This window comes from Castellaniella sp., from assembly GCF_034675845.1.
Taxonomy (GTDB): Bacteria; Pseudomonadota; Gammaproteobacteria; order Burkholderiales; family Burkholderiaceae_B; genus Castellaniella.
This window is the reverse complement of record NZ_JAUCCU010000001.1, coordinates 1,887,990-1,911,441: the sequence shown is the minus strand read 5'-3', so window position 1 is coordinate 1,911,441 and position 23,452 is coordinate 1,887,990. Positions and strand designations below refer to the sequence as shown.

21 protein-coding genes are annotated in these 23,452 nt (G+C 59.8%); 11 read left to right on the top strand and 10 right to left on the bottom strand.

Features of this window, described 5'->3' with window-relative positions; genetic code table 11:
- Nucleotides 1-101: 101 nt before the first annotated feature.
- Both VDP81_RS09190 and VDP81_RS09185 read left to right on the top strand, forming a co-directional pair.
- Nucleotides 102-977 (top strand): DMT family transporter, encoded by an 876-nt coding sequence (locus tag VDP81_RS09190; RefSeq protein WP_323012116.1) that lies wholly within the window; start codon nt 102-104, stop codon nt 975-977.
- Between the two features lie 30 nt (nt 978-1,007).
- A complete protein-coding gene (locus tag VDP81_RS09185; RefSeq protein WP_323012115.1) occupies nt 1,008-1,580 on the top strand; it encodes a putative metalloprotease CJM1_0395 family protein in 573 nt (190 codons plus the stop codon).
- A gap of 21 nt (nt 1,581-1,601) precedes the next feature.
- Here VDP81_RS09185 and speG read toward each other — a convergent pair whose 3' ends face one another.
- The 3 genes from speG to VDP81_RS09170 form a co-directional block, all read right to left on the bottom strand.
- Entirely contained in the window at nt 1,602-2,165 is a 564-nt protein-coding gene (speG, locus tag VDP81_RS09180) for a spermidine N1-acetyltransferase (RefSeq protein WP_322996035.1), read from the bottom strand.
- A 93-nt stretch (nt 2,166-2,258) separates the two neighbouring features.
- Nucleotides 2,259-3,980: a multicopper oxidase family protein gene (locus VDP81_RS09175; protein ID WP_323012114.1), complete on the bottom strand. Its 1,722-nt coding sequence runs from the start codon at nt 3,978-3,980 to the stop codon at nt 2,259-2,261.
- A gap of 11 nt (nt 3,981-3,991) precedes the next feature.
- Complete coding sequence (locus tag VDP81_RS09170; RefSeq protein WP_323012113.1) at nt 3,992-5,077, bottom strand: hypothetical protein; 1,086 nt, start codon at nt 5,075-5,077, stop codon at nt 3,992-3,994.
- A 224-nt stretch (nt 5,078-5,301) separates the two neighbouring features.
- Here VDP81_RS09170 and VDP81_RS09165 point away from each other — a divergent pair, with 224 nt between their 5' ends.
- The 4 genes from VDP81_RS09165 to xseB all read left to right on the top strand — a co-directional run bounded on the left by VDP81_RS09165 (nt 5,302) and on the right by xseB (nt 8,732).
- On the top strand, nt 5,302-5,643 hold the full coding sequence (locus VDP81_RS09165) for a hypothetical protein (protein WP_322996032.1): 342 nt from the start codon (nt 5,302-5,304) through the stop codon (nt 5,641-5,643).
- 93 nt (nt 5,644-5,736) lie between these two features.
- Nucleotides 5,737-6,819: a methyl-accepting chemotaxis protein gene (locus VDP81_RS09160; protein ID WP_322996432.1), complete on the top strand. Its 1,083-nt coding sequence runs from the start codon at nt 5,737-5,739 to the stop codon at nt 6,817-6,819.
- Nucleotides 6,820-6,825: 6 nt separating this feature from the next.
- Nucleotides 6,826-8,460: an exodeoxyribonuclease VII large subunit gene (xseA, locus tag VDP81_RS09155; protein WP_322996031.1), complete on the top strand. Its 1,635-nt coding sequence runs from the start codon at nt 6,826-6,828 to the stop codon at nt 8,458-8,460.
- On the top strand, nt 8,457-8,732 hold the full coding sequence (gene xseB, locus VDP81_RS09150; protein WP_322996030.1) for an exodeoxyribonuclease VII small subunit: 276 nt from the start codon (nt 8,457-8,459) through the stop codon (nt 8,730-8,732). The genes xseA and xseB overlap by 4 nt, the downstream gene beginning before the upstream one ends.
- Before the next feature lie 6 nt (nt 8,733-8,738).
- Here xseB and VDP81_RS09145 read toward each other — a convergent pair whose 3' ends face one another.
- Entirely contained in the window at nt 8,739-9,359 is a 621-nt protein-coding gene (locus tag VDP81_RS09145) for a 2OG-Fe(II) oxygenase (RefSeq protein WP_322996029.1), read from the bottom strand.
- Between the two features lie 34 nt (nt 9,360-9,393).
- On the opposite strand from VDP81_RS09145, the gene VDP81_RS09140 reads away from it, so the two are divergent.
- Nucleotides 9,394-10,071, top strand: coding sequence for a YoaK family protein (locus VDP81_RS09140; protein ID WP_322996028.1), 678 nt, complete (start codon nt 9,394-9,396; stop codon nt 10,069-10,071).
- 41 nt (nt 10,072-10,112) lie between these two features.
- Here VDP81_RS09140 and VDP81_RS09135 read toward each other — a convergent pair whose 3' ends face one another.
- The 4 genes from VDP81_RS09135 to panB all read right to left on the bottom strand — a co-directional run bounded on the left by VDP81_RS09135 (nt 10,113) and on the right by panB (nt 14,311).
- Complete coding sequence (locus tag VDP81_RS09135; protein WP_323012112.1) at nt 10,113-11,114, bottom strand: magnesium and cobalt transport protein CorA; 1,002 nt, start codon at nt 11,112-11,114, stop codon at nt 10,113-10,115.
- Nucleotides 11,104-12,426 carry a DNA recombination protein RmuC gene (locus tag VDP81_RS09130; protein WP_323012111.1) on the bottom strand — a complete coding sequence of 441 codons (1,323 nt, stop codon included), beginning with the start codon at nt 12,424-12,426 and terminating at the stop codon, nt 11,104-11,106. Before VDP81_RS09130 ends, VDP81_RS09135 begins: the two co-directional genes overlap by 11 nt.
- A gap of 8 nt (nt 12,427-12,434) precedes the next feature.
- Nucleotides 12,435-13,406, bottom strand: coding sequence for a LysR family transcriptional regulator (locus tag VDP81_RS09125; RefSeq protein WP_323012110.1), 972 nt, complete (start codon nt 13,404-13,406; stop codon nt 12,435-12,437).
- 77 nt (nt 13,407-13,483) lie between these two features.
- Nucleotides 13,484-14,311, bottom strand: coding sequence for a 3-methyl-2-oxobutanoate hydroxymethyltransferase (gene panB / locus VDP81_RS09120; protein WP_322996024.1), 828 nt, complete (start codon nt 14,309-14,311; stop codon nt 13,484-13,486).
- Nucleotides 14,312-14,436: 125 nt separating this feature from the next.
- Here panB and VDP81_RS09115 point away from each other — a divergent pair, with 125 nt between their 5' ends.
- Entirely contained in the window at nt 14,437-15,279 is an 843-nt protein-coding gene (locus VDP81_RS09115; protein WP_322996023.1) for an aldo/keto reductase, read from the top strand.
- A 570-nt stretch (nt 15,280-15,849) separates the two neighbouring features.
- On the opposite strand, the gene acnA is transcribed toward VDP81_RS09115, so the two are convergent.
- Nucleotides 15,850-18,525 carry an aconitate hydratase AcnA gene (gene acnA / locus VDP81_RS09110; RefSeq protein ID WP_323012109.1) on the bottom strand — a complete coding sequence of 892 codons (2,676 nt, stop codon included), beginning with the start codon at nt 18,523-18,525 and terminating at the stop codon, nt 15,850-15,852.
- Nucleotides 18,526-18,826: 301 nt separating this feature from the next.
- On the opposite strand from acnA, the gene VDP81_RS09105 reads away from it, so the two are divergent.
- Nucleotides 18,827-19,426 carry an FmdE family protein gene (locus tag VDP81_RS09105; protein WP_323012108.1) on the top strand — a complete coding sequence of 200 codons (600 nt, stop codon included), beginning with the start codon at nt 18,827-18,829 and terminating at the stop codon, nt 19,424-19,426.
- On the opposite strand, the gene VDP81_RS09100 is transcribed toward VDP81_RS09105, so the two are convergent.
- Nucleotides 19,413-20,909 (bottom strand): sensor domain-containing diguanylate cyclase, encoded by a 1,497-nt coding sequence (locus VDP81_RS09100; RefSeq protein WP_323012107.1) that lies wholly within the window; start codon nt 20,907-20,909, stop codon nt 19,413-19,415. The genes VDP81_RS09105 and VDP81_RS09100 overlap by 14 nt on opposite strands.
- A gap of 351 nt (nt 20,910-21,260) precedes the next feature.
- Between VDP81_RS09100 and VDP81_RS09095 the strand changes: the two genes are divergently transcribed.
- Entirely contained in the window at nt 21,261-22,625 is a 1,365-nt protein-coding gene (locus VDP81_RS09095) for a nucleobase:cation symporter-2 family protein (RefSeq protein ID WP_416233224.1), read from the top strand.
- A gap of 118 nt (nt 22,626-22,743) precedes the next feature.
- Entirely contained in the window at nt 22,744-23,337 is a 594-nt protein-coding gene (locus VDP81_RS09090; RefSeq protein ID WP_322996018.1) for a phosphatase PAP2 family protein, read from the top strand.
- The last annotated feature ends 115 nt before the right edge of the window (nt 23,338-23,452 follow it).

The window sequence follows — 23,452 nt, the reverse complement described above, 5'->3', positions numbered from 1 at the left end:
CCAACACGCTGTCTCAAGCCTTCTTGCACGCCGCAGAAAATCCTGACGGCAGCCGGAGCTTGGTTCATCTCACACTAATTACTTGCAAAACGGCCCTTTCCTTGAACGCTCGCCAACTGCTCGGCCTGGTCCTGCTGACCTTGATGTGGGGCCTGAACTGGCCTGTGATGAAACTGGGCCTGCGCGACTGGAGCCCGCTGTGGTTTCGGGCCATCACCATGGCTGGTGGTGCCTTGGCATTGCTGATCTACTACCGGCGGCAGGGCATCCCGGTGCTGCCGCGCGGCAAGGCCCAATGGCGCAGCGTCGTGGTGCTGGGCCTGCCCAATGTCATGGGCTGGCACGGGCTGTCCATCATCGGGGTATCGCTATTGCCTGCCGGCCGGGCGGCGATCCTGGGCTTTACCATGCCGGTCTTTACGGTCTTGCTGGCTGTGCTTTTTTATGGCGAACGCTTCACCAGGCGGCTGGCCTTGGCAGTCGCTGCCGTGCTGGTGGCCATTGCCCTCCTGCTGTGGAATGAACTCAATGCACTGGCGGGCAATCCCGCAGGCATCGTCTGGATGCAGGCGGCGGCCTTTTGCTGGGCGCTGGGCACCGTCTGGATGCAGCGCGCCAAACTGACCCTGGCCCCCGAAACCCTGGTGATCTGGATGCTGGGCTTATCGTCGATTGCCATTGGTGTGCTGGCCGCCAGCACCGAGCCTGCGCCTTCCTGGGATTTCAGCCCAGCCATGTGGGGAGTGCTGCTGTGGTCGGTGCTGCTGAACTATGGCGCAGCCCAGGTGATCTGGTTCGCCATGGCCCGCGCCTTGCCGGCTTCCACCAGCGCCATGAGCGTCACCGCCGTGCCGATTGTCGGCATACTAAGCAGCATCTTCATTGGTGAATGGCCCAGCTGGCAAGACGCCCTGGCCGTGGTCTGCGTGGTGGTGGCCATCAGCGCCGTGCTGCTGCGGCGCGATCACGCCTTATAATGGGCTGAATATCCCACCCGAGAGGCACTCATGCCCATTTCTGCCATCGGGGGTGTCCAGCCCCAAACCACCTATCTGTCGGCCGTGGCCCACACGCCAGGGGCAGACCATGATCGCGTTGCCAACGGCACCGAAGCCGGTCGATTCCGCCCCCAGGAATCCGAGGCCGGCAACAAGGATCGGGAATACTCCGAAGAACAGCTCGCTCAGATTCAGGAGCTGAAGGCCCGCGATCAGGCAGTCCGCCAACACGAAGCCGCCCACCAGGCGGCCGGGGGTGCCTTGGCCGGGTCGGCCAGCTTCAGCTACGAACGCGGTCCGGATGGCCAGCTATACGCCATCGGCGGCGAAGTCTCGATCGATATGTCCACCGTGTCGGGCAACCCGCAGGCCACCATCGACAAGATGCGCACCGTGCGCGCAGCCGCCACGGCCCCCAGCGACCCTTCCAGCCAGGATCGCGCGATTGCGGCCCAGGCCATGGCCATGATGATCAAGGCCCAGCAGGAACTCCTGCAAGAAACCAGCAAGCCCCAGGAAAGCAGCGGCCCCACCGACTACGCCCGCCAACAAGGCATTGCAGCTTACCAATTGCAGGCGTAGGCACCCACCTGAACCACTGCCTTAGAGCGCTGCGTTTTCGGTTTGTTTGGGGGCGACAGGCTTGTGCAGTTTCAGATGATCCTGCTGAAACAGGCTCATGCGAATCACGCTGCGGTATTCGCCATTGACAAAAAACTCGTCTTTGAGCTGGCCTTCGGCCTGGAAACCCAGCTTGGTATAGATGTGGATGGCTTTTTTGTTTTCCTGATCCACAATCAGATAGATTTTATATAGATTCAGGACCTTGAATCCGTATTCCAAAGCCAGCTTGGTGGCTCGGGGGGCCAGGCCCTTGCCCTGGTATTCGGGGGCGATGATAATCTGGAACTCGGCCCGCCGATGCACGTGATCGATTTCCACCAATTCGACCAGACCGGCCTTCTCGCCCTCGCATTCCACAATGAAACGGCGTTCGCTTTGGTCGTGCACGTGTTGATCGTACAGGGACTGCAGCTCGGTGAAAGTGGCGTAGGGTTCTTCGAACCAATACCGCATCACGATGGCATTATTGTCCAGCTGATGCACGAACTGCAGGTCGACGCGCTCCAGGGGGCGAAGTTTGATTTTAAAGTTGGATATTGGCATGACTGAATCAGCCGGTGGCCCACCGGCTGTGATTTTATGGTAGACGCCCTATGCTAACAGCATCCCCCTGCCCACAAACCAATATATCTGCTCCTACGTGCGCACCTCGACCAATTCCATCATGCCCAGGTCCTCATGATCCAGTGCGTGGCAATGCCAGACGAATTTGCCGGTGAAGTCTGTGAAACGACTCCGGAAAGTGATCGAAGTAGGCTGATCAGAGGTGCCGTTGGGTGCCAAAGGAATGGTGTCGGCCCAATAGGGTTCTATGTCTTCGCCGTTGACCTTGACGACATAACAGTCATTGACATGGATGTGAAATGGATGCGGATAGCCGTTCAGGTTATATAAGGTCCATTCCTCGACAGCATTGAGCGCAATGGTCTGGGTCACCGCCAAATCGGACTGAAACGGAGCCAGCTTAGTGCCGACATTGCCAGTGGCAAAGACGGTGTCGGTCAAAGACACGCCATCACCAGGCGGAATGAACCATTCCTCGCCGGCGGGGATGGGCTGCACCAACAAGTCGCTGTCCTTATTCAGCATGGCCAAGATCACCGCCCGGGTTTTTCCACCATGCTGGGCGAGTTCAGCATCCGTGATGGGCTGGTGCGCGTTATACAGCGGCAAACGATGCGGGCTGGGCAAGGCGGCTTCGACCGGACGGCCTTCGACCACGATACGCGCCACAATTTCCTCGCCGGTGCTGGAAGGGGCTTTTGCCGCCCGCAGATAATAGGTGCCGGGGGTCTGGCTGGCCTGCACCAGGACCGAGCTGCGGTTGCCCGGGTAGAGCACATTGCCCGGCCAGTGACGGCCATCCATCTGGACGGAGGTCGCCGCATTGACCGGACGGAACACGCGATCAAAAGAGTTGCCGTCGCGGGCATATTGCCAGAGGGTGTGTTCATCCAACACGGGATTGAATGGATAGAACACATCCGAATTCAGGAAATGCCAGTTTTGGATTTCGCCCGGACGCATGACGATGGTGGGCTGGTAGACGCCATTGAGCATGAAGGCGCTGTTTTTGTTATTGACGTAGTCGTATAGATTATCGCTGCGGCCGCCATCGGACAGGTTCAGGCGATGCACGAAAATCACCCGGTCGCGAACATCATCCGGCAAATCGAAATCATTGCGCGGCGTGTTGACCAGAATCGCCCCAAACATGCCATTGGCCACCTGCGTGGTGGTAGAGCCATGCAAATGGGGGTGATACCAATAAACGCCATTGGTATGGTCGGCAGGCAGGTGGATTTCGTGCTGGCGGCTGGCCCCCGGCACTACCCCGGCATCCGGCGTATCCACCACATAATCGCCATACACCCCAGGGCGGATGATGCCGGGATTGACGTGCAACCCATGAAAATGCAGATTGGTGCTGTTCTGGTAGTTCAGGTATGGCAAGGACGAGTATTTTGTATTGTTGCCTGGCAGCTTGTTATGCAGCAAGACGCGCAGGGTATCGCCTGCATTCAACTGCAAGGTGGGTGCCAGCATGGCGCCGTTATAACTGCGCAGATCCGTGGCCTGCTGAGTCGATTCGCCCGGATAAGCATTCTGGGCGCTGGCGGCAAGCTGGACGCTGTTATGGGCATAGGCGGCTTCCAGGTCGATATCGATCAGGCCGTTTTTGGCCACGATGCGGGGGGCCTCGGGCAGGGTGTCGACGGTGGCGCTAAAACTGTCATCACTGCCGCCATCACAGCCCGCCAGCGGGGCCAGCACCAGACCGGCAGACAAGCCTACCGTCCAGCGCAGAATATCGCGGCGCTTGGGGTCGGCGGCATCGGGTTGCTGAGACTGATTCATGAGGATGCCCCTTAGGCCAGGTAAATGGAGTTAGGCCGCAAGACAATAGTCTGGTCGGCGGATCGCCCACAGGCCGCGCTGCGATTATCGCCCCAGGCATAGACGGTTTGATCATCGCTGGCCAACACATGGCCAGCGCCTGCGGCAATCTGGGTGATATGGGCCAAGCCCTGAATCTGCACCGCCTGAGGGGACGAATGGGCCTGCGCCTGCCCAATTTGTCCCAGGCCATTCCAGCCCCAGGCAAAGACCTCGCCCTGGTCGGACAAGGCCACCGTATAAAACATGCCCGCATCAAGCCGCTGCGGAACAAAGGCGGTATCCACCTGAACGGGCCGGGTGAAATAGGCCGCATCGGCACGACCGGCCTGCCCATGGTTATTGGCCCCCCAGGCCCAAAGCCGACCGGCCACATCCAGCGCCAGGCTATGGGTATCCCCTGCCGCAATCTGGCTGATCGCCACAGGCATATCAATCTGGACAGGCCGCATGGATACCTGCAGGTTGCCCTGCCCCAGTTGCCCGGCCTGATTGGCGCCCCAAGCCCAGAGCCCTCCCGCGTGATCCAGTGCCAAAGCATGGGCGGTGCCACAGGCCAACTGCTGAACTGGTGGCAGGCCGTCCAGCACGGCTGGCGAGTGCTGTCCGGGCTGTGCCGGGCGGCCCAACTGGCCTTGTTGTTGAAAGCCCCAGGACCAGACGGCTCCGTCCGCCAGCAAGGCCAGGCTGACCGTCTGCATGCTGAGCAATTGCTGGATCTGCGCAGGCACAGACGGTACAGGCCGGTGCGCTGCGCCATGGTCTGGCGCGATCACAGGTCGACAGGCCAGCAAGGCACCACTGGCGCAGGCCCCCAACACATGCACCGCCCCATCCGCCACATACTGAAATGGCGTACCGGGATTAATCATCTGCGGATATGGTTGAGCGTAGCGATGGTGGCCGACCTCGGCCTTATCCGGCGCGCACAATTCAGCAGGAAGATCATCCGGCACCGGCGGATAGGCGGTCTTGAAAGCCCCCCAGCCCCAGGCCATGCCATTGGATTTAAGCGCCACGGAACGCTGCGGCCCCGCACTAATCTGAGTAATGGGCATAAGGTGTCTCGTTGTTATTGATTGTTAGACAGTTTAGACGAATATATCAAAAAACCACACAGTCAATATTGACAATATCAAGCACAAGTTGCACCCAAAAACAGCTTTGTTGCATCTTCACATCAGGCCTGAAAAAAATTTACTGCCTAGTCAACCGCCACCGTAGAATCCGATCTCCCATCATCGTCCTATAACAGGACGTCTTTTTCCCAAGGAGAGTTAACATGAAACTACGTTACACCCTGGCGCTGACCGCAGCAATCCTCTGTGCTCCGCTGATCGCCCAGGCTGCACAAGTCAAGTTCATCAATCAGTCGTCCTGGAATATCCAGGAAATCTATTTTGCCCCCTCCAGTCAGACCAACTGGGGCGAGGACCATCTGGGCAAGGACATCCTGGAAAAAGGCGACTCCCTGACCTTATCGGATGTCAGCAAGGGCGTGTGGGATGTGCGCGTGGTCGATGAAGACGGCGACGAATGCATTATCTCGGAGGTCACCATCGACGGCTCGGACAGCTGGACCATCCGCGACGACGACCTGCTGGCCTGCCAAGCCAACAGCTAATCCCCACCGCCGCATCGCGCGGCCGCATGGCCGCGGGACCAAGCCGTTAGAATCAAGGGGTTGATACTCACACCACGGAGACTCCCCTTGTTTATGCTACGCAAGCGCAAGACTGTCGAAGAACAATTGCTGGGCTCGGTTCAGGCCCGCCAACGCATCGAGGCCCTATCCCAGGAATGCGACGACCTGAAGCAGCGCAATCAGGTTCTGGAACAAGAACAGGCCCTTGGTCGCCTGTTGCTGGAAAACCTATCCCGATTCGGTGACTCGGTCATCACCCTGAAAGAATCCTTTGGCGACCTGTCCCAGTTGCTGGGCAATAACCGGGAATCCGCCGAACGCGCCGCCAAAGAGTCCGAAGCCAGCCGGGACGCGCTGCAGACCATTGTCCAGGGCCTGAGCGACATGAATACCGGGGTGCGAGACTCCGCAACCCGAGTGGCCTCTCTGCGGACCGAAACCAAGCGCATTGATGATTTCGTCGGCCTGATCGACGACGTGGCCAAGCGCACCAACTTGATTTCCTTCAATGCCGGCATCGAGGCCACCCGGGCGGGCGACGCCGGACGCGGCTTCAGCGTGATCGCCCAGGAAGTCCGCAGCCTGGCCGGACGCACAGGGGACGCCACCCGCGAGATCAACCACCTGATCTCCGACATCCAGACCCAGACGGGCGAAATCGACGGCCTGAACCAACGCAACGCCAACCATGCCGACGCCCTCAGCACCGACGCACACACGGTGCTGGAGCGCACCTCGAAAATGCTGGCGCTGTCTCACGGCAGCAACGCCACGCTGGCCTTTGCCGCCATTCTGTCCGAAGTCGAATTGGCCAATCTGGAAGAACTGGAAATCAAGCTCAACGTCTACCGTATCTTTCTGGGACTATCCAACGCCACCGCCGACGATGTGCCTGATGAAACCCAGTGCCGCCTGGGGCAATGGTATTACCAAGGCGACGGCGACTCGCTGTTTGCCCAGGACGAAGGCTTTCTGGCCCTGGAAATCCCCCACCGCGAAGTACACCGCCAGGCCCGTGCGGCCATTACGTATTTTCATGCCGGCGAGCATGAACAGGCTTTGGCCGCCCTGGCCAACATGGAGCGCAACAACCTCGACGTCATGGCGCGCCTACGGGTGATTCTGCAAAAAAACGAATCCCGCTTTTTTCAGTAGGGCACCATGAGCAAGCAGTACCTTGATGTCCCCTTCCGGGAAAAAGACCAAGCCAAGTCCCTGGGGGCACGCTTCGACTGGGAGAGCAAGCGCTGGTACATCCTGGAAGGCATGGACCCGGAACAATTTGCCCGCTGGCTGCCGCCCATGCAGGCGCAGGACAGCTTGCTGCCGGCGTCTGTCGGCAGGCCCAGCCTGCCCACCGCCGCAGACGAGCACACCGACGCCGCCCTGGCCCGCCCTGCCCACACAAGCACCGGCAGCGCCATGGATACGCTGCGCGGCATCCCTTTATCGCAGCTCTTGCAGGGCATCTCATCCCTGGTCGCCCAGGCCTACGCCCAAGGCGTGTGGATCATCGTAGAAATTACCGAGGCCCGGGCGCAAGGCCACGTCTACCTGGAAGTCTCGGAACGCGATGCCGATGGCCGACAATTGGCCAAGGCCCGCGCCATGATCTGGGAATCCGTGGCCAGCCGTATCCTGCCCGCCTTCGAACAAGCCACCGGCGCAGTGCTGGGGGCCGGGATGAAGCTGCTGGTGCATGCCCGCCCCGTCTTTCATGTGCAATATGGCCTGAGCCTGCAGATCGACGCCATCGACGCCGACTACACCCTGGGCCAACTGGAAGCTCACCGCCGAGAGATCCGTACCCGCCTGAAACGCGAAGGCGTATTCGAGCAGAACCGCCAGTTGCCGACCCCCTGGGATTACCGCTGCGTGCTGGTGCTTGCCCCTGCCCAGGCGGCTGGCCTGGGCGATTTCCACCGCGAGGCTGAACGACTGCAGCGCCATGGCGTCTGCCGTTTCGTCTATGCCTACAGCCGCTTCCAGGGCGAAGGCGCCGCCCGCGATATCGTGGCGGCCCTGCACGCCGCGCTGGCGGACTTCCCGCCTGATGCCCTCCCTGACGCCGTCGCCATTATTCGGGGCGGCGGGGCGGTCAGCGACTTGGCCTGGCTGGATGATTATGATCTGTCGCGCACGATTTGCGACCTGGGCATCCCCGTACTGACCGGCATCGGTCACGAGCGTGACAACACCCTGCCAGACGAGGTTGCGCATTTACGGTTCGACACGCCCAGCAAGGTCATCACCGGCATCGAACAGCGCATCGTGCAGCGCGTGCGCGAAGCCGCCGCCCTGGTACAGACCGTCTTCGGATATGCACAGTCGAGCACCCACCACTGCGCTACCGCCGTAGACCTGATGCAAACCCGTATCCGCGATCAGGCCCGCCTGCACGTCGCCAGCGCTGCCCGACGGGTGCCCCAGTTGATGCAGGGCGTGCAGCACCAGGCACAGCAGCACATCAAGCACGCCCAAGGGCACGCAGAGCGATCTTTTCTGGCGGTATTGTCGCAATCACAATCCACCCGGCAGATTGCCAGCCAAGCCATTCTGACCCAAGTGCAGCGTATCTTCGAGCGCGCCCAGGTGTCGGTCCGATCAGCCCAGACAGAATCCCAGAGCCTGCTGCGCGAGATCATTGGTCAAGGCCCGGACAAAACCCTGTCTCGCGGCTTTGTCATTGTGCGCGCGTCCGACCAGCGCCCCATCAGCAGTCTGAGCCAGGCCCAGGGCCAAGCCCAGCTGCAGATTCAATTCAAGGACGGGCAACTGCCCGTAAAACCATCATGACCCGAAAAACCACCCAAACCCTGCATACGTTTCGCCAAGCCTATGATGTACTGCAGACGCACGCCAGCACATTGCGCGATCAGACCGAGCCCAACATCGACGATCTGCTGGATATCGTCAATGAATCCGTGGCCGCCTATAAGGTCTGCAAACAACGGATTGATGCGGTGGAAAAGGCCCTGGCCGAGGCCCTGGACGCCTCGGATATTCCCGATCTGGCCAGCGCAGCAGGTCAGGCCGACGAGGACGCAGACCTGGACCCGCCTTTTTGAGATCAGCTATTCAGGCACCCCGGCGATGGTGTCGGTCCGCAGCCAACCTGTAAGGCTCCAGCGAGGCGCATGGGCAGGCAATACCTGATGCGGCAGCACGCCGCTGACAAAAATTGCCAGCCGCCCGGCCAAGGGGGAAAACCGCTGGATTTCGACATCCGGTGCATAAGGGTCGTACAGGCAGAGTTCACCACCATTGCGCGCGTCCCAGCCAGGGTTCAGGTACAGCACGATAGAGACTTTGCGGTGGTCGGTGCCACGGTGCTGATCGATGTGCTTTTTATAGCCTGCCCCCTGGTCATAACGCGCAAAATGGAATTCCTGGCTGCGCAGTCCCATGCCGTAGTCCTGATTCAATACCTGTCGAAACCGCGTCATCCAGGTAAAAAAGGGATGCTCCACAATTTTTGCATCAGGTTGCACCCAGCAGATGGAATCCCCGCGTATCGCGGGCTGGCGCGCATCAGTATCGCTGCGGCCGATTTCCCCACCCGAAAACTGCCCGGCATCCCACCATTGCTGCGCCTGGGCCAGCAGATCGGCCTGCCATTGCTCGGACACCACCGTATCGGAAACCGCCCAGCCCTGTTGATTCAATAATCGAATGATTTCGGTATAGTCGCTCATCGCCGCCCATCATTAATCCATCACCTTGGTTATTATGCCTGTCTTACGACAATTACCCCGCTGGGCCTGGATAGGCTCCGCCATCCTGGCCCTGATTGCCGGTCTGGTCAATGCCATTGGCTATCTGGGATTTCAGCACGAGCCCATCACCAACCTGACCGGCAATACCACCTTGTTGGGCATTGCCCTGGCTGACTTCGATCAGGCGCAGGCAATCCACTGGGGCCTGACCATCGCGGCGTTCATCCTGGGGGCCGCCACCAGCGGCGCGATCGTGCAACAGACCTCGCTGAAACTGGGCCGACGCTACGGCGCGGCCCTGGGGCTGGAGTCTTTGCTGCTGTTTGCGGCGGTGCCCTTCCTGGATGCCTCGGACCCGCTTGGCCTGTATCTGGCTTCCATGGCCATGGGCTTGCAAAACGGCATGGTCAGCGCCTACAGCGGTGCGGTGGTGCGCACCAGTCACGTCACAGGAATTCTGACCGACCTGGGCATTTATCTGGGACATATGCTGCGCGGCATACCAGTGGACCGTCTGCGCCTGAGCCTATGCCTGATGGTGGTGGGTCCTTTTGTGGCAGGCAGCATTGTCGGGGCCTGGTTATTCCAGCGTTTGGGCGAACATGCCCTGCTGGTCCCTGCCACTCTGACGGGCTTTACCGCCCTGGCCTATGGGGCCTATCTTCTGAGCACACGGCAACGCCATCGATAGCGACCGACCCACAGGCGTATGGATGATTCGCCGCCGTCCCGCTACAGCCACTTGATCTGGCGAAACTTCCAGTACAGCCACCCGCATGCGCTGCCTGTCCCCAGCAACATAGCGGGATACCCATAGGCCCAGCTGAGTTCGGGCATATCATGAAAGTTCATGCCGTATATCCCCGCCACGGCAGTCGGCACGGCCAAAATAGCCGCCCAGGCTGCCAGTTTGCGCGTGATGTCGGTTTGCTGCATCTGGCTGATCATCATGCTGGCCTCGAAGGCGAAGACCAGTGCTTCACGCAAGCCGGCAAAACCCTCGATGACACGCTGGATGCGATCCGCAACCTCGCCGAAGTAGACTCGGCTATCCGAGTCGATATTCCGGGTCTCCACCCGGGCCAAGCGGCGGCAGATTTCAACCAACGGAGAAATTGCCGTCTGGATGCGCAGCAAATCCCGCCGCAAGCGGTATAGATGCCGGATATCTTTTTCCTGAAAGCCGCGCAGCAAAAACTGATGTTCGAGGCTCTCGACCCTGGCTTCCATGTGACCCAGCGCCTGTACGTAGCGATCCACCAGAAGATCCAGCAGCGCCGAGGCCACAAAATCGCCGCCCCGCCCCAGGAACTCGGGTGATTCGGCCAGCAGACTGCGCAGCATCTGGTGCGTTCCCTGGGCATGCCGCCGGATCGTCAACAAATAACCTGGGCCAATCAGCATCTGGGTATCCCCGAAGCTAGGCCGTTCTTCGGTGACTTCAACGGTAATCGCCACCAACAGCGTCAAACCATCATATTCGATGATTTTCGGACGCCGGTGCAGTGTGATGATCTCCTCAAGCGCGCGCTCTGGCAAGCGCAGCTGCTCTCCAATGGCATGCAAGAGATCGGGAGTGGGGTCTTTTAATCCAACCCACAACAGGCCAGGTGCAGCGGCGGCCTCGCCCAGCTGGTGCAAGCCAATAGGCTGGGGAGGCTGACCAACGGCATACAGGGCCGAAGCGACCATTGCCTGCTGGAAGGCGCTGTCCAATGTCTCGTCATGCATCATGGTTTTGGATGTCTGCGCCCTGAACAATATCCGTGGAAGCTCCGGCCACCCCTGCGGCTGATGCCGCTGGGTCCGCCAGGACAAGATCCAGGCGCTGGACCTCGATATCGGCGTGCGTGGGCTCTAGCACCGGCAGCTGTTTATTGGCCTTGGTGGAAAGCTCGGCGAAACGACTGACCTTGCCATATAGGCCTTGCTGGCCAGCCACTGCCACGACCGCGCTATTGTATTGTGTGTTCGCCGTATTCAGGGTGTTGCCCAGTCTTTGCAGGCGCTCGGCCACCGTGGCCACCTGTTTATACAGGCTGCCGGCCATGTCGCTGAGCGCCCGGGTCTGTTCATTGCTGCGGGCCAGCATCCAGAGATTGGCCACCGTCCGCAAAATCGGCATCAAGGTCGTGTGCGAGACCAAAATGACATGATGGCGATAGCCGTGATCAAACAAATCCCGACTATGCTTCATGGCTTCGATGTAGGCAGGTTCGATCGGCATGAACATCAATACAAAACTGGGGCTTTTCAGTCCGATCAGGCTGCTGTAGTCCTTGCGGGCCAGGTCGTCCATATGGCGGCGTACCGCCTGTACATGCGCAGCCAGGGCGGACTCGCGTTCGGCATCCGTGTCTGCGGCAATGGCGCGATCATAGTCCACCAACGAGACCTTGCTGTCGATGACCAGATGTTTGTCATCGGGCAGTTTAATGATGAAATCCGGCTGCAGACGATTACCCGCCTCATCGCGCAAGCTGGCTTGGGCCTGGTAGTGGTCGCCCGGCATGAGGCCGGCCAACTGCAAGCTGCGTTCTAGTTGGACCTCGCCCCAGTTACCGGTGGTTTTTTTGTCGCCCTTCAGGGCGGTGGCCAGGGTATGCGCCTGTGCGCTCATGTTCAGACCGATCTCCAGCACATGGCGGATTTCGGCGCCTAGCTGGGCCTGTCCGCGCAGGGACGCATCATGGATGTCGTTCACGCGCTTCTGAAAGCCATCGATCTGCTCGCGAAAAGGCCGCAGCAAGCCATCCAGTGAGGCCTGGCTGTGGGCGGAAAGAACCTGGCCTTTTTCCTCTAGTACCTGGTTGGCCAGATGCTGAAACTCCGCTTGCATAGAGGCCTTGGATTGCTCGAAGGCCTGTTTGATTTCAGCCAGAGCAACGAGCTTTTCCTGATGGGTGGCCTGCAACTGGATGAGCGTCAGGTCTCGATCATGAAGTTCGGCCTGTAGATCCGCAAAGGGGCGACGGGCCAGCCACCACCCCACGACCAATCCAAGCAGGAGCGCCAGCAACAACCAGGGAAGATCAGACAGCAACATGCCAGGGATCAGGCCTGCTTCAAATTAGTCAGCGGATTGATGGTCTGGGCCTGCAGACCATTGACATCAGTATCGAGAAACTGAGGGATGGTGCTGCGCACATGGGTATAGAGCCCACGGATCAGACGGGTGGCACCTTCAGTCAAGATATGATTCACAGGGGAGACCACCCCGATGCGGTATGGAATATCCGTGGCAATCGGACGCAATACGATGTCGGCTGCGGAATGCGGATGCACGGAAAAGGGATCGATCAAGGCCACACCCAGACCCGCCCGTACCATGGACAAAGCGGTCTGCTGGCTGGCGACCTCGATGTGACGACGTTTATCGCGGGAAGTCAGTTGCACCAGGCTGTTGATCAACTGAAAGCGCATGCGGTAGCGCCCCAGCAGGGTAATGACATCGGTATTGTGGATATCTTCAAGGTGAATCATGGACTGCCGGGTCAAGGGATGAGAGGCGGGCATTGCCAACTGGCACGGCGCCTGACCGCACCAATGCACCTGCAGTCCATCCACATCGATCGGCAGATTGATCAGCGCAAAATCCGCCCGGCGTTCGAGTACGCTGCGCGCCGTGACTTCGTAGACGGCCTCTTCCAGGATGAGTTTCTGGGGGAAAACAGCATTGAAGCGATCCACCAACGCCAACGCGGTCGGCAGCAAGCCATGCGCCAGATCGGCTGTGGCCAGAATGCGCAAGGGGCGGATTTCGCCGCTGCGCAGCCCCATCACATGGGATTCCAACTGTTGCAGATCCGCCAGAATACTGCGTACATCCTGATAAAACTGGACCCCGGGCTCGGTCAGGGTAATGGTGGGGCGAGTTCGTTCGAACAGCACAAAACCCAGCTCGGCTTCCAGGTCGCTGACCTGGCGGCTGATCACGGGCTGAGAGCGCCCCAACAGCCGACCCGCTGCCGTGACGCTACCGCTGGTGACTACAGCATTGAGCGCCTCTAGTTGGCGTATTTCCATGATGTACTGGACGGGCCTCGTGGCAACGCAAAGGCATCCCCACGAATACCCGAATTGAAAATGATAGTTTCGTTATGTTATGCCTTTGGCCGCACGCCAAAACAGTGATCTAACGTAGGAAAGGTTTCTTCCCGCACGGATTGGGCATAATCCCGTGCCGCATCCCGGATGACCTGTGCCGCATCGCCGAAGCGTTTTGCGAATTTTGGGATTCGATCGCCACTGAGGCCCAGGATGTCTTCCGTCACCAGGATCTGGCCATCGCAGCCCGGTGATGCGCCAATGCCGATGGTGAGGATGTCCAGATCGGCAGTGATCTGCCGGGCGAGGGGTTCGCTGATGCCTTCGAGCACGACGCCAAAGGCACCTGCCTGGGCATGGGCCCGGGCATCTTCCAGGATCAGGCGGGCGGCGACATCCGTCATGCCCTGGGCCTTGAAGCCCCCCATGGTGTTGACGTACTGCGGCATCAGGCCTACGTGGGCCAGCACTGGAATGCCGCGATCCACCAGAAATCGCGTGGTCTCGGCCAGCACCCGGCCGCCTTCGATCTTTACCCCGGCCACGCCGCTGGCCGCCAGCATCGCGGCGGCATTGGCAAAGGCCTGGGAGGGGGACTGCTGGTAGCTGCCAAAAGGCATGTCCACGATCACGCAGGCCTGTTGGGTGGCACGCACCACGGCAGCGGCATGCGCTGACATCATCTCGGTGGTGATGGACAGGGTATCGGGCATGTCATAGCCCACCATGGCGGTGGAATCCCCCACCAGAATCATGTCCACGGATTCGTCCAGCAAGCGGGCAATCGGGGCAATATAGGCGGTAAGTGCCGCAATTTTCCGTGTGCCTTTGTAAGCCATCAGCTGCGGCACCGTGACGCGCTGCGCTGGTCTATGTACACTCATTGATCTACTCCAGAAAAAATCCATTGTTGGCGACCGCCCCAAAACAGACATAATCGGGGCATCCGACCTCGGTGACTGACCGACAATCTGCGAGCCATACGCCCGCCCAACTATCGGAGACTTTTATGTCATCCAATCAACCTTATTTGACCTTTTATGATGGACGCCGCACCCCGCAATTGGGTCTGGGCACCTGGCAGGTGACTGGCGATGCGACTGCACCGGCCGTCCAGGCCGCCATCGAAGCAGGCTACCGGGCCATTGATACGGCCTACATCTACTATAACGAAACTGAAGTCGGACAGGGTATTGCCCAATCAGGCGTCCCTCGCGAAGACCTTTTTATCACCACCAAGCTCTGGAATAACCGTCACGAGCTGGACAGCGCAAAATCCGCCCTGCAGGAAAGTCTGGACCGCCTGCAGCTGGACTATGTGGATCTTTACTTGATCCACTGGCCTGTCCCCAAGGAAAAAATGTATCTGCAGGCCTGGGAGGCCTTGATCCAGATGCGCGACGATGGCCGGGCAAAGTCCATTGGCGTGTGCAATTTCAATGCGGATCATCTGCAAAATCTGTTGGATAAAACCGGCGTGCTGCCGGTGGTGAACCAGATTGAGCTGCATCCATATTTCCAGCAGACCGAATTGTGCGCCTACCATGCTGATCACGGCATTTTGACTGAGGCATGGAGCCCGCTGGGCCAGGGCCAGGTCCTGACGGACCCTGTGATCCAGGAACTGGCCCATCAGCTGCAGGCCAGCCCGGCACAGGTGATTTTGCGCTGGCATATTCAGATGGGGCATATTGTGATCCCGAAATCTGCCAATCCGGATCGTATCCGCGAAAATTTCAATCTCTGGAATCTGCACTTGGATGACGCGGCGATGGCCCGTATCGCGACGTTGAACAAGGCCGATGGCCGCATCGGCCCAGAACCCGAACTATTCCATGTGATGAAGGGATAAATCCCTGCGGACTGTCCGCTGCCTATCTCATCCGACCCGCCTGCAGGCGGGGAGGTGGGGAGATGCTGCACCTTAAGATAAGTCCCTGCGGACTGATACCCGGGTTTTAAATCCGCCCGCGCAAAGGCGGGATGGAATGGCGCAGGTCGGCCGGTCCCGGCATGGCCGGGACTGCTCGGTCCGGAGCTCGGGATTGGGGCGCGCGCCAAACGCGCGGGGTGAACAGTCCCCCGGACTGTTCACAAACGTCCCGCTTGAACGGTGGCGCGCTTGCCTCCCCAATCCCGAGCTCCCGACCGACGGCCTCCAACGGCGCCCTTCCATCCCGCCTTTGTGCGGGCTGCCGTCAGGCTTATGCGAGCGTTTTGGCATAGCTGCATTGCTGCATTGCTGTATTGCTGCATTGCTGTATTGCTGTATTGCTGTATTGCTGTATTGCTGTATTGCTGTATTGCTGTATCCACAGCATCGTGACATTGCAGCTTCTTGGCATTACACAGGCACCATCTGAAAGACAACAGGCCCCATCAAGGGGCCTGTTGTCTGTGGCAGCGCGGGTGCGCGGGTGGCTTAGTTCAGCAGTTGCCGGATGGCGTATTGCAGAATCCCGCCATGGCGGTAGTAGGCGGCTTCGCTGGGGGTGTCGATGCGGACCAGGGCATCGAACTCCACGTCGCCGGCCTTGACGCGCACGGTTGTCGGGGTCTTGCCGTCATTGAAAGCTTCGATGCCGGTGATTTCGAAGGTTTCCTTGCCGCGCAGGCCCAGGGAATCGGCGTTCTTGCCTTCGGGGAACTGCAGTGGCAGGACCCCCATGCCGATCAGATTGGAACGGTGGATGCGCTCGTAGGATTCGGCGATGACGGCCCGTACGCCCAACAGTACCGTGCCCTTGGCTGCCCAGTCGCGCGAGGAACCGGAGCCGTATTCCTTACCGGCCAGGATGACCAGCGGAATCCCGGCCTTCTGGTAGTTCTGGGAGGCATCGAAAATGGTGGCGACTGGGGCACCGTCTTGTGTGAAATCGCGCGTCCAGCCGCCCTCGGTGTCGGGGGCGATCTGGTTGCGCAGCCGCACGTTGGCGAAGGTGCCGCGAATCATGACTTCGTGGTTGCCACGGCGCGAGCCATAGGAGTTGAAGTCCTTGGGCAGGACGCCCTGGGACTGCAGGTATTGCGCGGCAGGCGAGTCTTTGGCGATGGAGCCGGCCGGGCTGATATGGTCAGTGGTGACGGAGTCGCCCAGCTTTGCCAGGACGCGGGCGTCCCGGATATCGTGCACGGGGTCCGGGTCCCGGCGCATGCCCACAAAATACGGCGGGTTGCGCACGTAGGTGGAGGTGTCGTCCCAGCGGTATAGGTTGCCTTCGGGGGTGGGCAGGTCCTTCCAGGCGTCGGTACCGGCGAAGACGTCGGAGTAGCCTTTTTTGTACATATCGGCTGTGATCGAGGACTGGATGACGTCCTGGATTTCTTTGCTGGTGGGCCAGATATCGCGCAAATAAACGTCCTGGCCCTGTTGATCCTGACCCAGCGGGGTTTTATACAGATCGAAGTCCATGGACCCGGCCAGCGCGTAGGCCACGACCAGCGGCGGCGACATCAGGTAGTTCATTTTGACTTCGGAGTGGATGCGGCCTTCGAAGTTGCGGTTGCCGGACAACACCGAAGTGACCGCCAGATCGTTGGCGCGCACGGCTTCGGAGACTTCGGGGATCAAGGGGCCAGAGTTACCGATGCAGGTAGTGCAGCCATAACCCACCAGATTGAAGCCCAGGGCCTCCAGGTATTTCATCAGGCCGGATTTTTCGTAGTAGTCGGTAACCACGCGGGAGCCGGGCGCCAGGGAGGTCTTGACCCAGGGTTTGCGGTGCAAGCCGCGTTCGACGGCTTTTTTGGCCAACAGGCCGGCGGCCATCATGACGGCCGGATTGGAGGTGTTGGTACATGAAGTGATGGCGGCAATCGCCACGGCGCCGTGGTCGATCTCGAAATCGATCCCGCCCGGCATATGCACGGGGGCCGGGTTGGAAGTGGGCGAACCCGGCAAGGCCGCCAGGGATTTGCGGAAAGACGGCAGGGATTCGGACAGCAGGATACGATCCTGGGGGCGTTTGGGGCCAGCGATGGAGGGCACCACGGTGCCCAGATCGAGTTCCAGGCGTTCGGAGTAGACGGGTTCGTGATCCGGATCGTGCCACAGGCCCTGGGCCTTGGCATAGCTTTCGACCAAGGCGACCTGCTCGTCGGAGCGACCCGTAAAGCGCATGTAGCTGAGGGTTTCGTCGTCGATGGGGAAAATCGAGATGGTGGAGCCGTATTCCGGGCTCATGTTGCCGATGGTGGCGCGGTTGGCCAACGGCACAGCCGCGACGCCGGAACCGTAGAATTCGACGAACTTACCCACGACGCCGTGCTGGCGCAGCATGTCGGTGATGGTCAGTACCAGATCGGTGGCGGTAGTGCCCTCGGGCAGCGCGCCGGATAGCTTAAAGCCCACCACACGCGGAATCAGCATGGAAATCGGTTGGCCCAGCATGGCGGCCTCGGCCTCGATGCCGCCTACCCCCCAGGCCACCACCCCCAGGCCATTGACCATGGGTGTGTGGGAGTCGGTACCCACACAGGTGTCGGGATAGGCTTCGGTCTGGCCATTGACCTGGCGGGTAAAGACCCCCCGCGCCAGGTGTTCGAGGTTGACCTGGTGGACAATGCCGGTGCTGGGCGGCACTACCCGGAAATCATCAAAGGCGGTCTGGCCCCAGCGCAGGAACTTATAGCGCTCGACGTTGCGTTGGTATTCGATTTCGACGTTACGACGATAGGAATCGTTGTGGCCAAAATCATCCACGATCACGGAGTGATCAATGACGAGTTCCACGGGCGCCAGGGGATTGATGCGTCCGGGATTGCCCCCCAGGGTCTGCATGGCCTCGCGCATGGCGGCCAGATCCACCACCGCAGGCACCCCGGTGAAATCCTGCAAAATCACGCGTGCCGGGGTGAAGGAGATTTCGCGGTTGGGCTGGGCGTCTGGGTCCCAGGATGCCAGCGCACGGATATCATCGGCGGTGACATCGCCACCGTCTTCGGTACGCAGCAGGTTTTCCAGCAGAATCTTCAGCCCGTACGGCAGGCGGGAAGGATCCAGGCCGTGGTCCTTCAGGGCACCCAATTTATAGATGCTGTAGGGTTTCCCCCCCACATCCAGGGTTGCTCGCGCGCCGAAACTATTGGGATGAGCCATTGCAGTCCTCCGGGGATCGATGAAATTGAAGCCAGCGGGGCTTCATCGACAAACCCAACCGACCAGTATCGGTCAATCTTACACGCATTCCCGCCATGGTCTGTATCCCGCCACGGGCGCTATGGGGACATTTGCCGGGCCAGCGGCAGCAGGAACCACGGTCACAGCAAGGACAAAATCCGGGAACTCACAATCGACTCGCTGTCATTGATGCTTATCAATGCCTAAAGCATTCAGATCAACACGACAACGACAGCCTGCCTAAACTAAAGACTAAGCAGTTTCATCAGGAGCATCCATTATGTCGTTTCCCGAATTTTTCACGCAAGCACCTCGCATCACCCTGCATGACCCACTGGCCCAATTGCTGGGTGTGTCCGATGATGGTCAGATCGAGTACGGCTATGAAGACGCCGTGCGTCTGGCCGGGCATTCCTGCCCCACCGTGGCCGGTGCCTGGCTGATGACCGTCAAAGGCCTGCAGGCGCTCTATCCGGACTCTATCCCCGAGCGCGGCAATGTGTTGGTGGAGTTCGCGGACAGCGCCACCAATGGTGTCACAGGCGTGATCGCCAATGTCGTCAGCCTGGTGACGGGCTCAACCACGGACACGGGCTTCAAGGGGCTGGCAGGACAGCACGACCGTCGCAATCTGTTGCGTTTCAACCAAAGCCTACCGGGCGAAATCCGCTTTACCCGTCGCGACACGGGTGCCAGCGTAGCTGTCTCGTACAGCGCCCAGGCGGTGCCGTCCGCCCCTAATGCCATGCCCTTGCTGCAACAAATCTTGTCCGGTCAGGCCAACGATACACAAAAACAGGAATTCGGCCGAGTTTGGCAGGATCGCGTGCGCCGCATCCTGGAGTCCGCTGACCAGCCGGGCTTGATCACGATCCAGTAGAGTCGGTCTCGCGGCGGCGGTTAGCCAGGTAGTACGCCTGCTTATCGGCATACATGGCCTGGTCCGCCTGCCGCATCGCGTGTTCCAGCTCCGCCACATCTTGGCATACAGCCAGGCCTGCCGATACGCTCAAGGCGTGGTTATTGCTGTAATACTGGTTGTTCAGATCAATCAGGGCGCGGATATCATTCAAGAGGCCCTGGGCGAGTTCCAGGTCCTTGCCTGGCAGTAGCACCATGAACTCGTCCCCGCCAATGCGGGCCGCGATGCCGGGCGCATCGACAGCCTTCGACAGGACCTCGCCAAAGCGGCGCAGCAAATCATCGCCTGCGGCATGGCCCGACGAGTCATTTGTGTATTTCAGGTTATTGATGTCCAGGGCAATCAACGCAATGGGGGCGGTGCGCTTGCGGGTCTGACGCGCCAGCTCGTCGACAAAATAAGACCGATTTTTCAGTTGGGTCAGGATATCGTGCTGGCCCAGGTATTCAAGATATGCCTCGGCCTTTTTACGCGCAGTAATATCCGTCAGCGAGATCAGGACCTTGGACCAGTCCTGCTCACAGCCCCGGAATACCGACAGTTGCAGGTGCAGGTACAGCTTATCGCCTCTCAGTGAGTTGTTCTGTACCTCGCGCTGGTGTTGCAAACGCCCATCCCACAGGTCGATCAACTGCTCGGCAAATGATGCGTAGGCTTCGTGGGTGAGCACCTCGTCGAGGTGATCCAGCAAATCTTCCTGCGAAATCGCCTGGAATAGCTTGAGGGTATAGCGGTTGACGTCCAACACCCGGAGTTCCTGCAGGCAGCGGCCAACAAAATCCGGATGCACATCCAGAAACGTGCGGAAATTTGTGACCCCCCGATGCCGCAGTTCGTCAAACAGCACCCGGATCGCGCTGAAGTCCTCTACCCACAAGGACACGGGGGCCTGTTCAAAGAACTCGCGGGCGTCGCGGGCGCTTTCCTGGGCCTGGCGGCGCAACGCCTGAAGCCCGGTGATGTCCTCCATGGTGACGAGCACCCGATCCCATGGCCGTTGAGCGGACGCCAACACCACACCCTTCAGCGATAAGTCGAGGCTCTGCCCCGTCAAAGCATAATTGACGGTCAGGCTCTGGAATTCTGACTTGCCCTGCCATAGCTGATCGAGTTCCTGCAGAAGTCCGTCCAGCATGTCGTCGCGAAAGACACTGCTCAAGTGCGCCAACAACTGTTCGAGGGTTTCAGCCTGATAGAGTTCAAGCACCCGGCGATTGACCCGCAGCACCCGGATCAAGTCAGCACACTCGGTCAAGCGCCGACGATCCTGTTGCAGCCAGGCGCGAAGATCCTGGATGCCATCGGCCCGCCACTGCTGAAAACGCTCAAAAAGCGCGCTGTAGTCTTCCAGCCAGCAGGCCATGGGAGATGACTCGAAGAGATCCAGATCACGAGTGTCCAGAGCGGCGGATAGCGAGTCAACAGGGGCAGGATATTGCATGCACAAACCAAATATTCAATGGGATCGAAACTTGCATGGTGACATTATTTTGTCACTGCCGCAGAGGATTATGGAATTAAAAAACCCAGCAAAAATACCTATGGACTTTATTTGGTATAAGAAAATCCAGATAAAGGCTATGACTGGACCTGTACCTCAAATATCCCGACAGGGCTCACAATAACCCCCAGAGCCGAGGACAGGCTGACCCAGCAGCCAACCTGAGACGACATCGACTAGGTCTCTGCCCCCAGTCAACCGTCCCACACGGCCAAGCTGCACTGAAGCCCCTCGTCGGGCGCCCCTCTTTTTGACCGGCGGCCCCGGCGACATATCAGGATGGAGACTGCCTTGAACACCCAATACCGCTCACGCTTTCAACGCCCAGAGGACGAACGTCTGGGACTGCCCGCCAATGTGCTATACGGATTGCAACATGTACTGACCATGTATGGCGGCATTATTGCAGTGCCCTTGATCGTCGGGCAGGCAGCGGGGTTGGGCTCCACCGAAATCGGCATTCTGATTGCTTCCTGCTTGTTCATGGGCGGTCTGGCGACCCTGGTTCAGACCGTGGGCATTCCTTTTTTTGGCTGTCAGCTGCCCCTGGTGCAAGGGGTTTCCTTTGCCAGCGTGGCCACCATATTGGCCATTCTGAGTTCAGGGGGCGATCTGCCTTCCGTGTTTGGCGCAGTCATGATGGCATCATTGCTGGGCCTGTTGATCACCCCGGTCTTTTCAAAAATCATCCGGTTTTTCCCACCGCTGGTGACGGGATCGGTGATTACCACCATCGGCCTGTCGCTGATGCCGGTTGCCGCCCACTGGTCCATGGGCGGCAATGCCAAGGCGGCAGATTTTGGCAGCACGGCAAACATCGGATTGGCTGCCGTTACCCTGCTGATCGTATTGCTGCTCAGCAAGCTGGGCAATGCCACCATCTCGCGCCTGTCGATCTTGCTGGCCATGGTGCTGGGCACCCTGATTGCCTGGGGAGCCGGTCTTACAGATTTTTCCCAGCTGTTCAATGGTCCCACTGTCGCCCTGCCCACTATTTTTCACTTTGGCCTGCCCGAGTTTCACCCGGCCGCCATCCTGTCGATGTTCATCGTGATTCTGGTGGTCCTGGTGGAGACATCCGCCGACATTCTGGCGGTCGGCGATATCATCAAAACACCGATTGACTCCCGCCGACTGGGCGATGGGCTGCGTGCCGACATGCTGTCCAGCGTGGTGGCGCCGATCTTTGGCTCGTTTACCCAAAGCGCTTTCGCGCAAAATGTCGGTCTGGTCGCCGTGACCGGCGTAAAAAGTCGCTTCGTCGTGGCCGCCAGCGGCATTATTTTGCTGGTGCTGGGCCTGTTGCCGGTGATGGGCCGCCTGATTGCCACCGTACCGGCGGCAGTGCTGGGCGGCGCTGGACTGGTGCTGTTCGGCACAGTGGCCGCCAGTGGCATCCGCACCCTGGCCAAGGTCGATTACGAAGACAATATGAACCTCATCATCGTTGCGACTTCGGTGGGTTTCGGCATGATCCCGATTGCCGCCCCCGAGTTCTACAGCCAATTCCCGGCCTGGGTGTCCACGATTTTCCATTCCGGCATCAGCTCTGCGGCCATCATGGCGATCACATTGAACTTGCTGTTCAATCACATCAAGCGCGGCACACCGGAAAAGCCTTCCGTATTTTCCGCCGGCACGGGCCACGCCCGTTAAGGACGGCACGGCCCCCAATGCCCTGCCTGCAAGCCCAGGAAAAAGGCCCGGCGTGCAGGACATTGGATGCCCGCAGACAGTGCTATGCTGCGCTTTTCGCCCGCCGCCGCCGACTACGATGGAACACCTGAACCAGACCCTGTTTCTGTGGATCAATGCCACCGACCCCAGCACCCTTGGATTGCTGCTGGGACGCTGGCTGGCCAATGGCCTGGTGTATGTGTTCCCGCTATACCTGGGCCTGAACTGGCTGCGCGCTGACGCGGCAGGGCGTGATGCGCTGGTTCAGGCCGTGCTGACTGCGGCGGTCGCCATGCTGCTGTCCTGGCTGATCGCAAAATTCTGGTTTCACCCTCGGCCTTTTGTCGTCGGCATCGGCCACCAGTACATGCCCCACAAGCCCACCGCGTCATTTCCCAGCAACCACCTGAGCTTCATCTGGGCGCTGTGTGCCGGCCTATGGCTGCATCCGGCGCGGCGGCGTGCAGCCTGCCTGCTTGCCTTGCTGGGGCTGCCCGTGGCCTGGGCACGGATCTACATGGGCGTCCACTGGCCCCTGGACATGGCGGGGGCTGCGCTGAATGCGATCCTGGCCGCCCTGCTGTGCCTGCCCTTGCGTCGACAACTGGTGCCGGGCTTGCGCAGCCTGATCGAGATCCCCTACCGTCTGGTCTTTGCCTGGCCCATCCGCAAGGGATGGCTGCGCGCCTGAAACGAGTCGTTCCAACGGCGTGGTCTTCGTGGCCTGCCAACACAGCGCACCAGGCCATTCATCTACGGTTCATGCTTGGTGGGCAATGATGGCAGGATTTTCATTCCCCGACGTA

What these genes read in the sequence shown, in the direction of transcription:
- xseB (WP_322996030.1), top strand. Translation starts at nt 8,457, where the DNA reads ATGACCCGAAAAACCACCCAAACCCTGCATACGTTTCGCCAAGCCTAT.
- VDP81_RS09140 (WP_322996028.1), top strand. Translation starts at nt 9,394, where the DNA reads ATGCCTGTCTTACGACAATTACCCCGCTGGGCCTGGATAGGCTCCGCC.
- VDP81_RS09135 (WP_323012112.1), bottom strand. Translation starts at nt 11,114, where the DNA reads ATGATGCATGACGAGACATTGGACAGCGCCTTCCAGCAGGCAATGGTC.
- VDP81_RS09185 (WP_323012115.1), top strand. Translation starts at nt 1,008, where the DNA reads ATGCCCATTTCTGCCATCGGGGGTGTCCAGCCCCAAACCACCTATCTG.
- VDP81_RS09130 (WP_323012111.1), bottom strand. Translation starts at nt 12,426, where the DNA reads ATGTTGCTGTCTGATCTTCCCTGGTTGTTGCTGGCGCTCCTGCTTGGA.
- VDP81_RS09170 (WP_323012113.1), bottom strand. Translation starts at nt 5,077, where the DNA reads ATGCCCATTACTCAGATTAGTGCGGGGCCGCAGCGTTCCGTGGCGCTT.
- VDP81_RS09125 (WP_323012110.1), bottom strand. Translation starts at nt 13,406, where the DNA reads ATGGAAATACGCCAACTAGAGGCGCTCAATGCTGTAGTCACCAGCGGT.
- panB (WP_322996024.1), bottom strand. Translation starts at nt 14,311, where the DNA reads ATGAGTGTACATAGACCAGCGCAGCGCGTCACGGTGCCGCAGCTGATG.
- acnA (WP_323012109.1), bottom strand. Translation starts at nt 18,525, where the DNA reads ATGGCTCATCCCAATAGTTTCGGCGCGCGAGCAACCCTGGATGTGGGG.
- VDP81_RS09105 (WP_323012108.1), top strand. Translation starts at nt 18,827, where the DNA reads ATGTCGTTTCCCGAATTTTTCACGCAAGCACCTCGCATCACCCTGCAT.
- VDP81_RS09175 (WP_323012114.1), bottom strand. Translation starts at nt 3,980, where the DNA reads ATGAATCAGTCTCAGCAACCCGATGCCGCCGACCCCAAGCGCCGCGAT.
- VDP81_RS09100 (WP_323012107.1), bottom strand. Translation starts at nt 20,909, where the DNA reads ATGCAATATCCTGCCCCTGTTGACTCGCTATCCGCCGCTCTGGACACT.
- VDP81_RS09165 (WP_322996032.1), top strand. Translation starts at nt 5,302, where the DNA reads ATGAAACTACGTTACACCCTGGCGCTGACCGCAGCAATCCTCTGTGCT.
- speG (WP_322996035.1), bottom strand. Translation starts at nt 2,165, where the DNA reads ATGCCAATATCCAACTTTAAAATCAAACTTCGCCCCCTGGAGCGCGTC.
- VDP81_RS09090 (WP_322996018.1), top strand. Translation starts at nt 22,744, where the DNA reads ATGGAACACCTGAACCAGACCCTGTTTCTGTGGATCAATGCCACCGAC.
- xseA (WP_322996031.1), top strand. Translation starts at nt 6,826, where the DNA reads ATGAGCAAGCAGTACCTTGATGTCCCCTTCCGGGAAAAAGACCAAGCC.
- VDP81_RS09115 (WP_322996023.1), top strand. Translation starts at nt 14,437, where the DNA reads ATGTCATCCAATCAACCTTATTTGACCTTTTATGATGGACGCCGCACC.
- VDP81_RS09145 (WP_322996029.1), bottom strand. Translation starts at nt 9,359, where the DNA reads ATGAGCGACTATACCGAAATCATTCGATTATTGAATCAACAGGGCTGG.
- VDP81_RS09160 (WP_322996432.1), top strand. Translation starts at nt 5,737, where the DNA reads ATGCTACGCAAGCGCAAGACTGTCGAAGAACAATTGCTGGGCTCGGTT.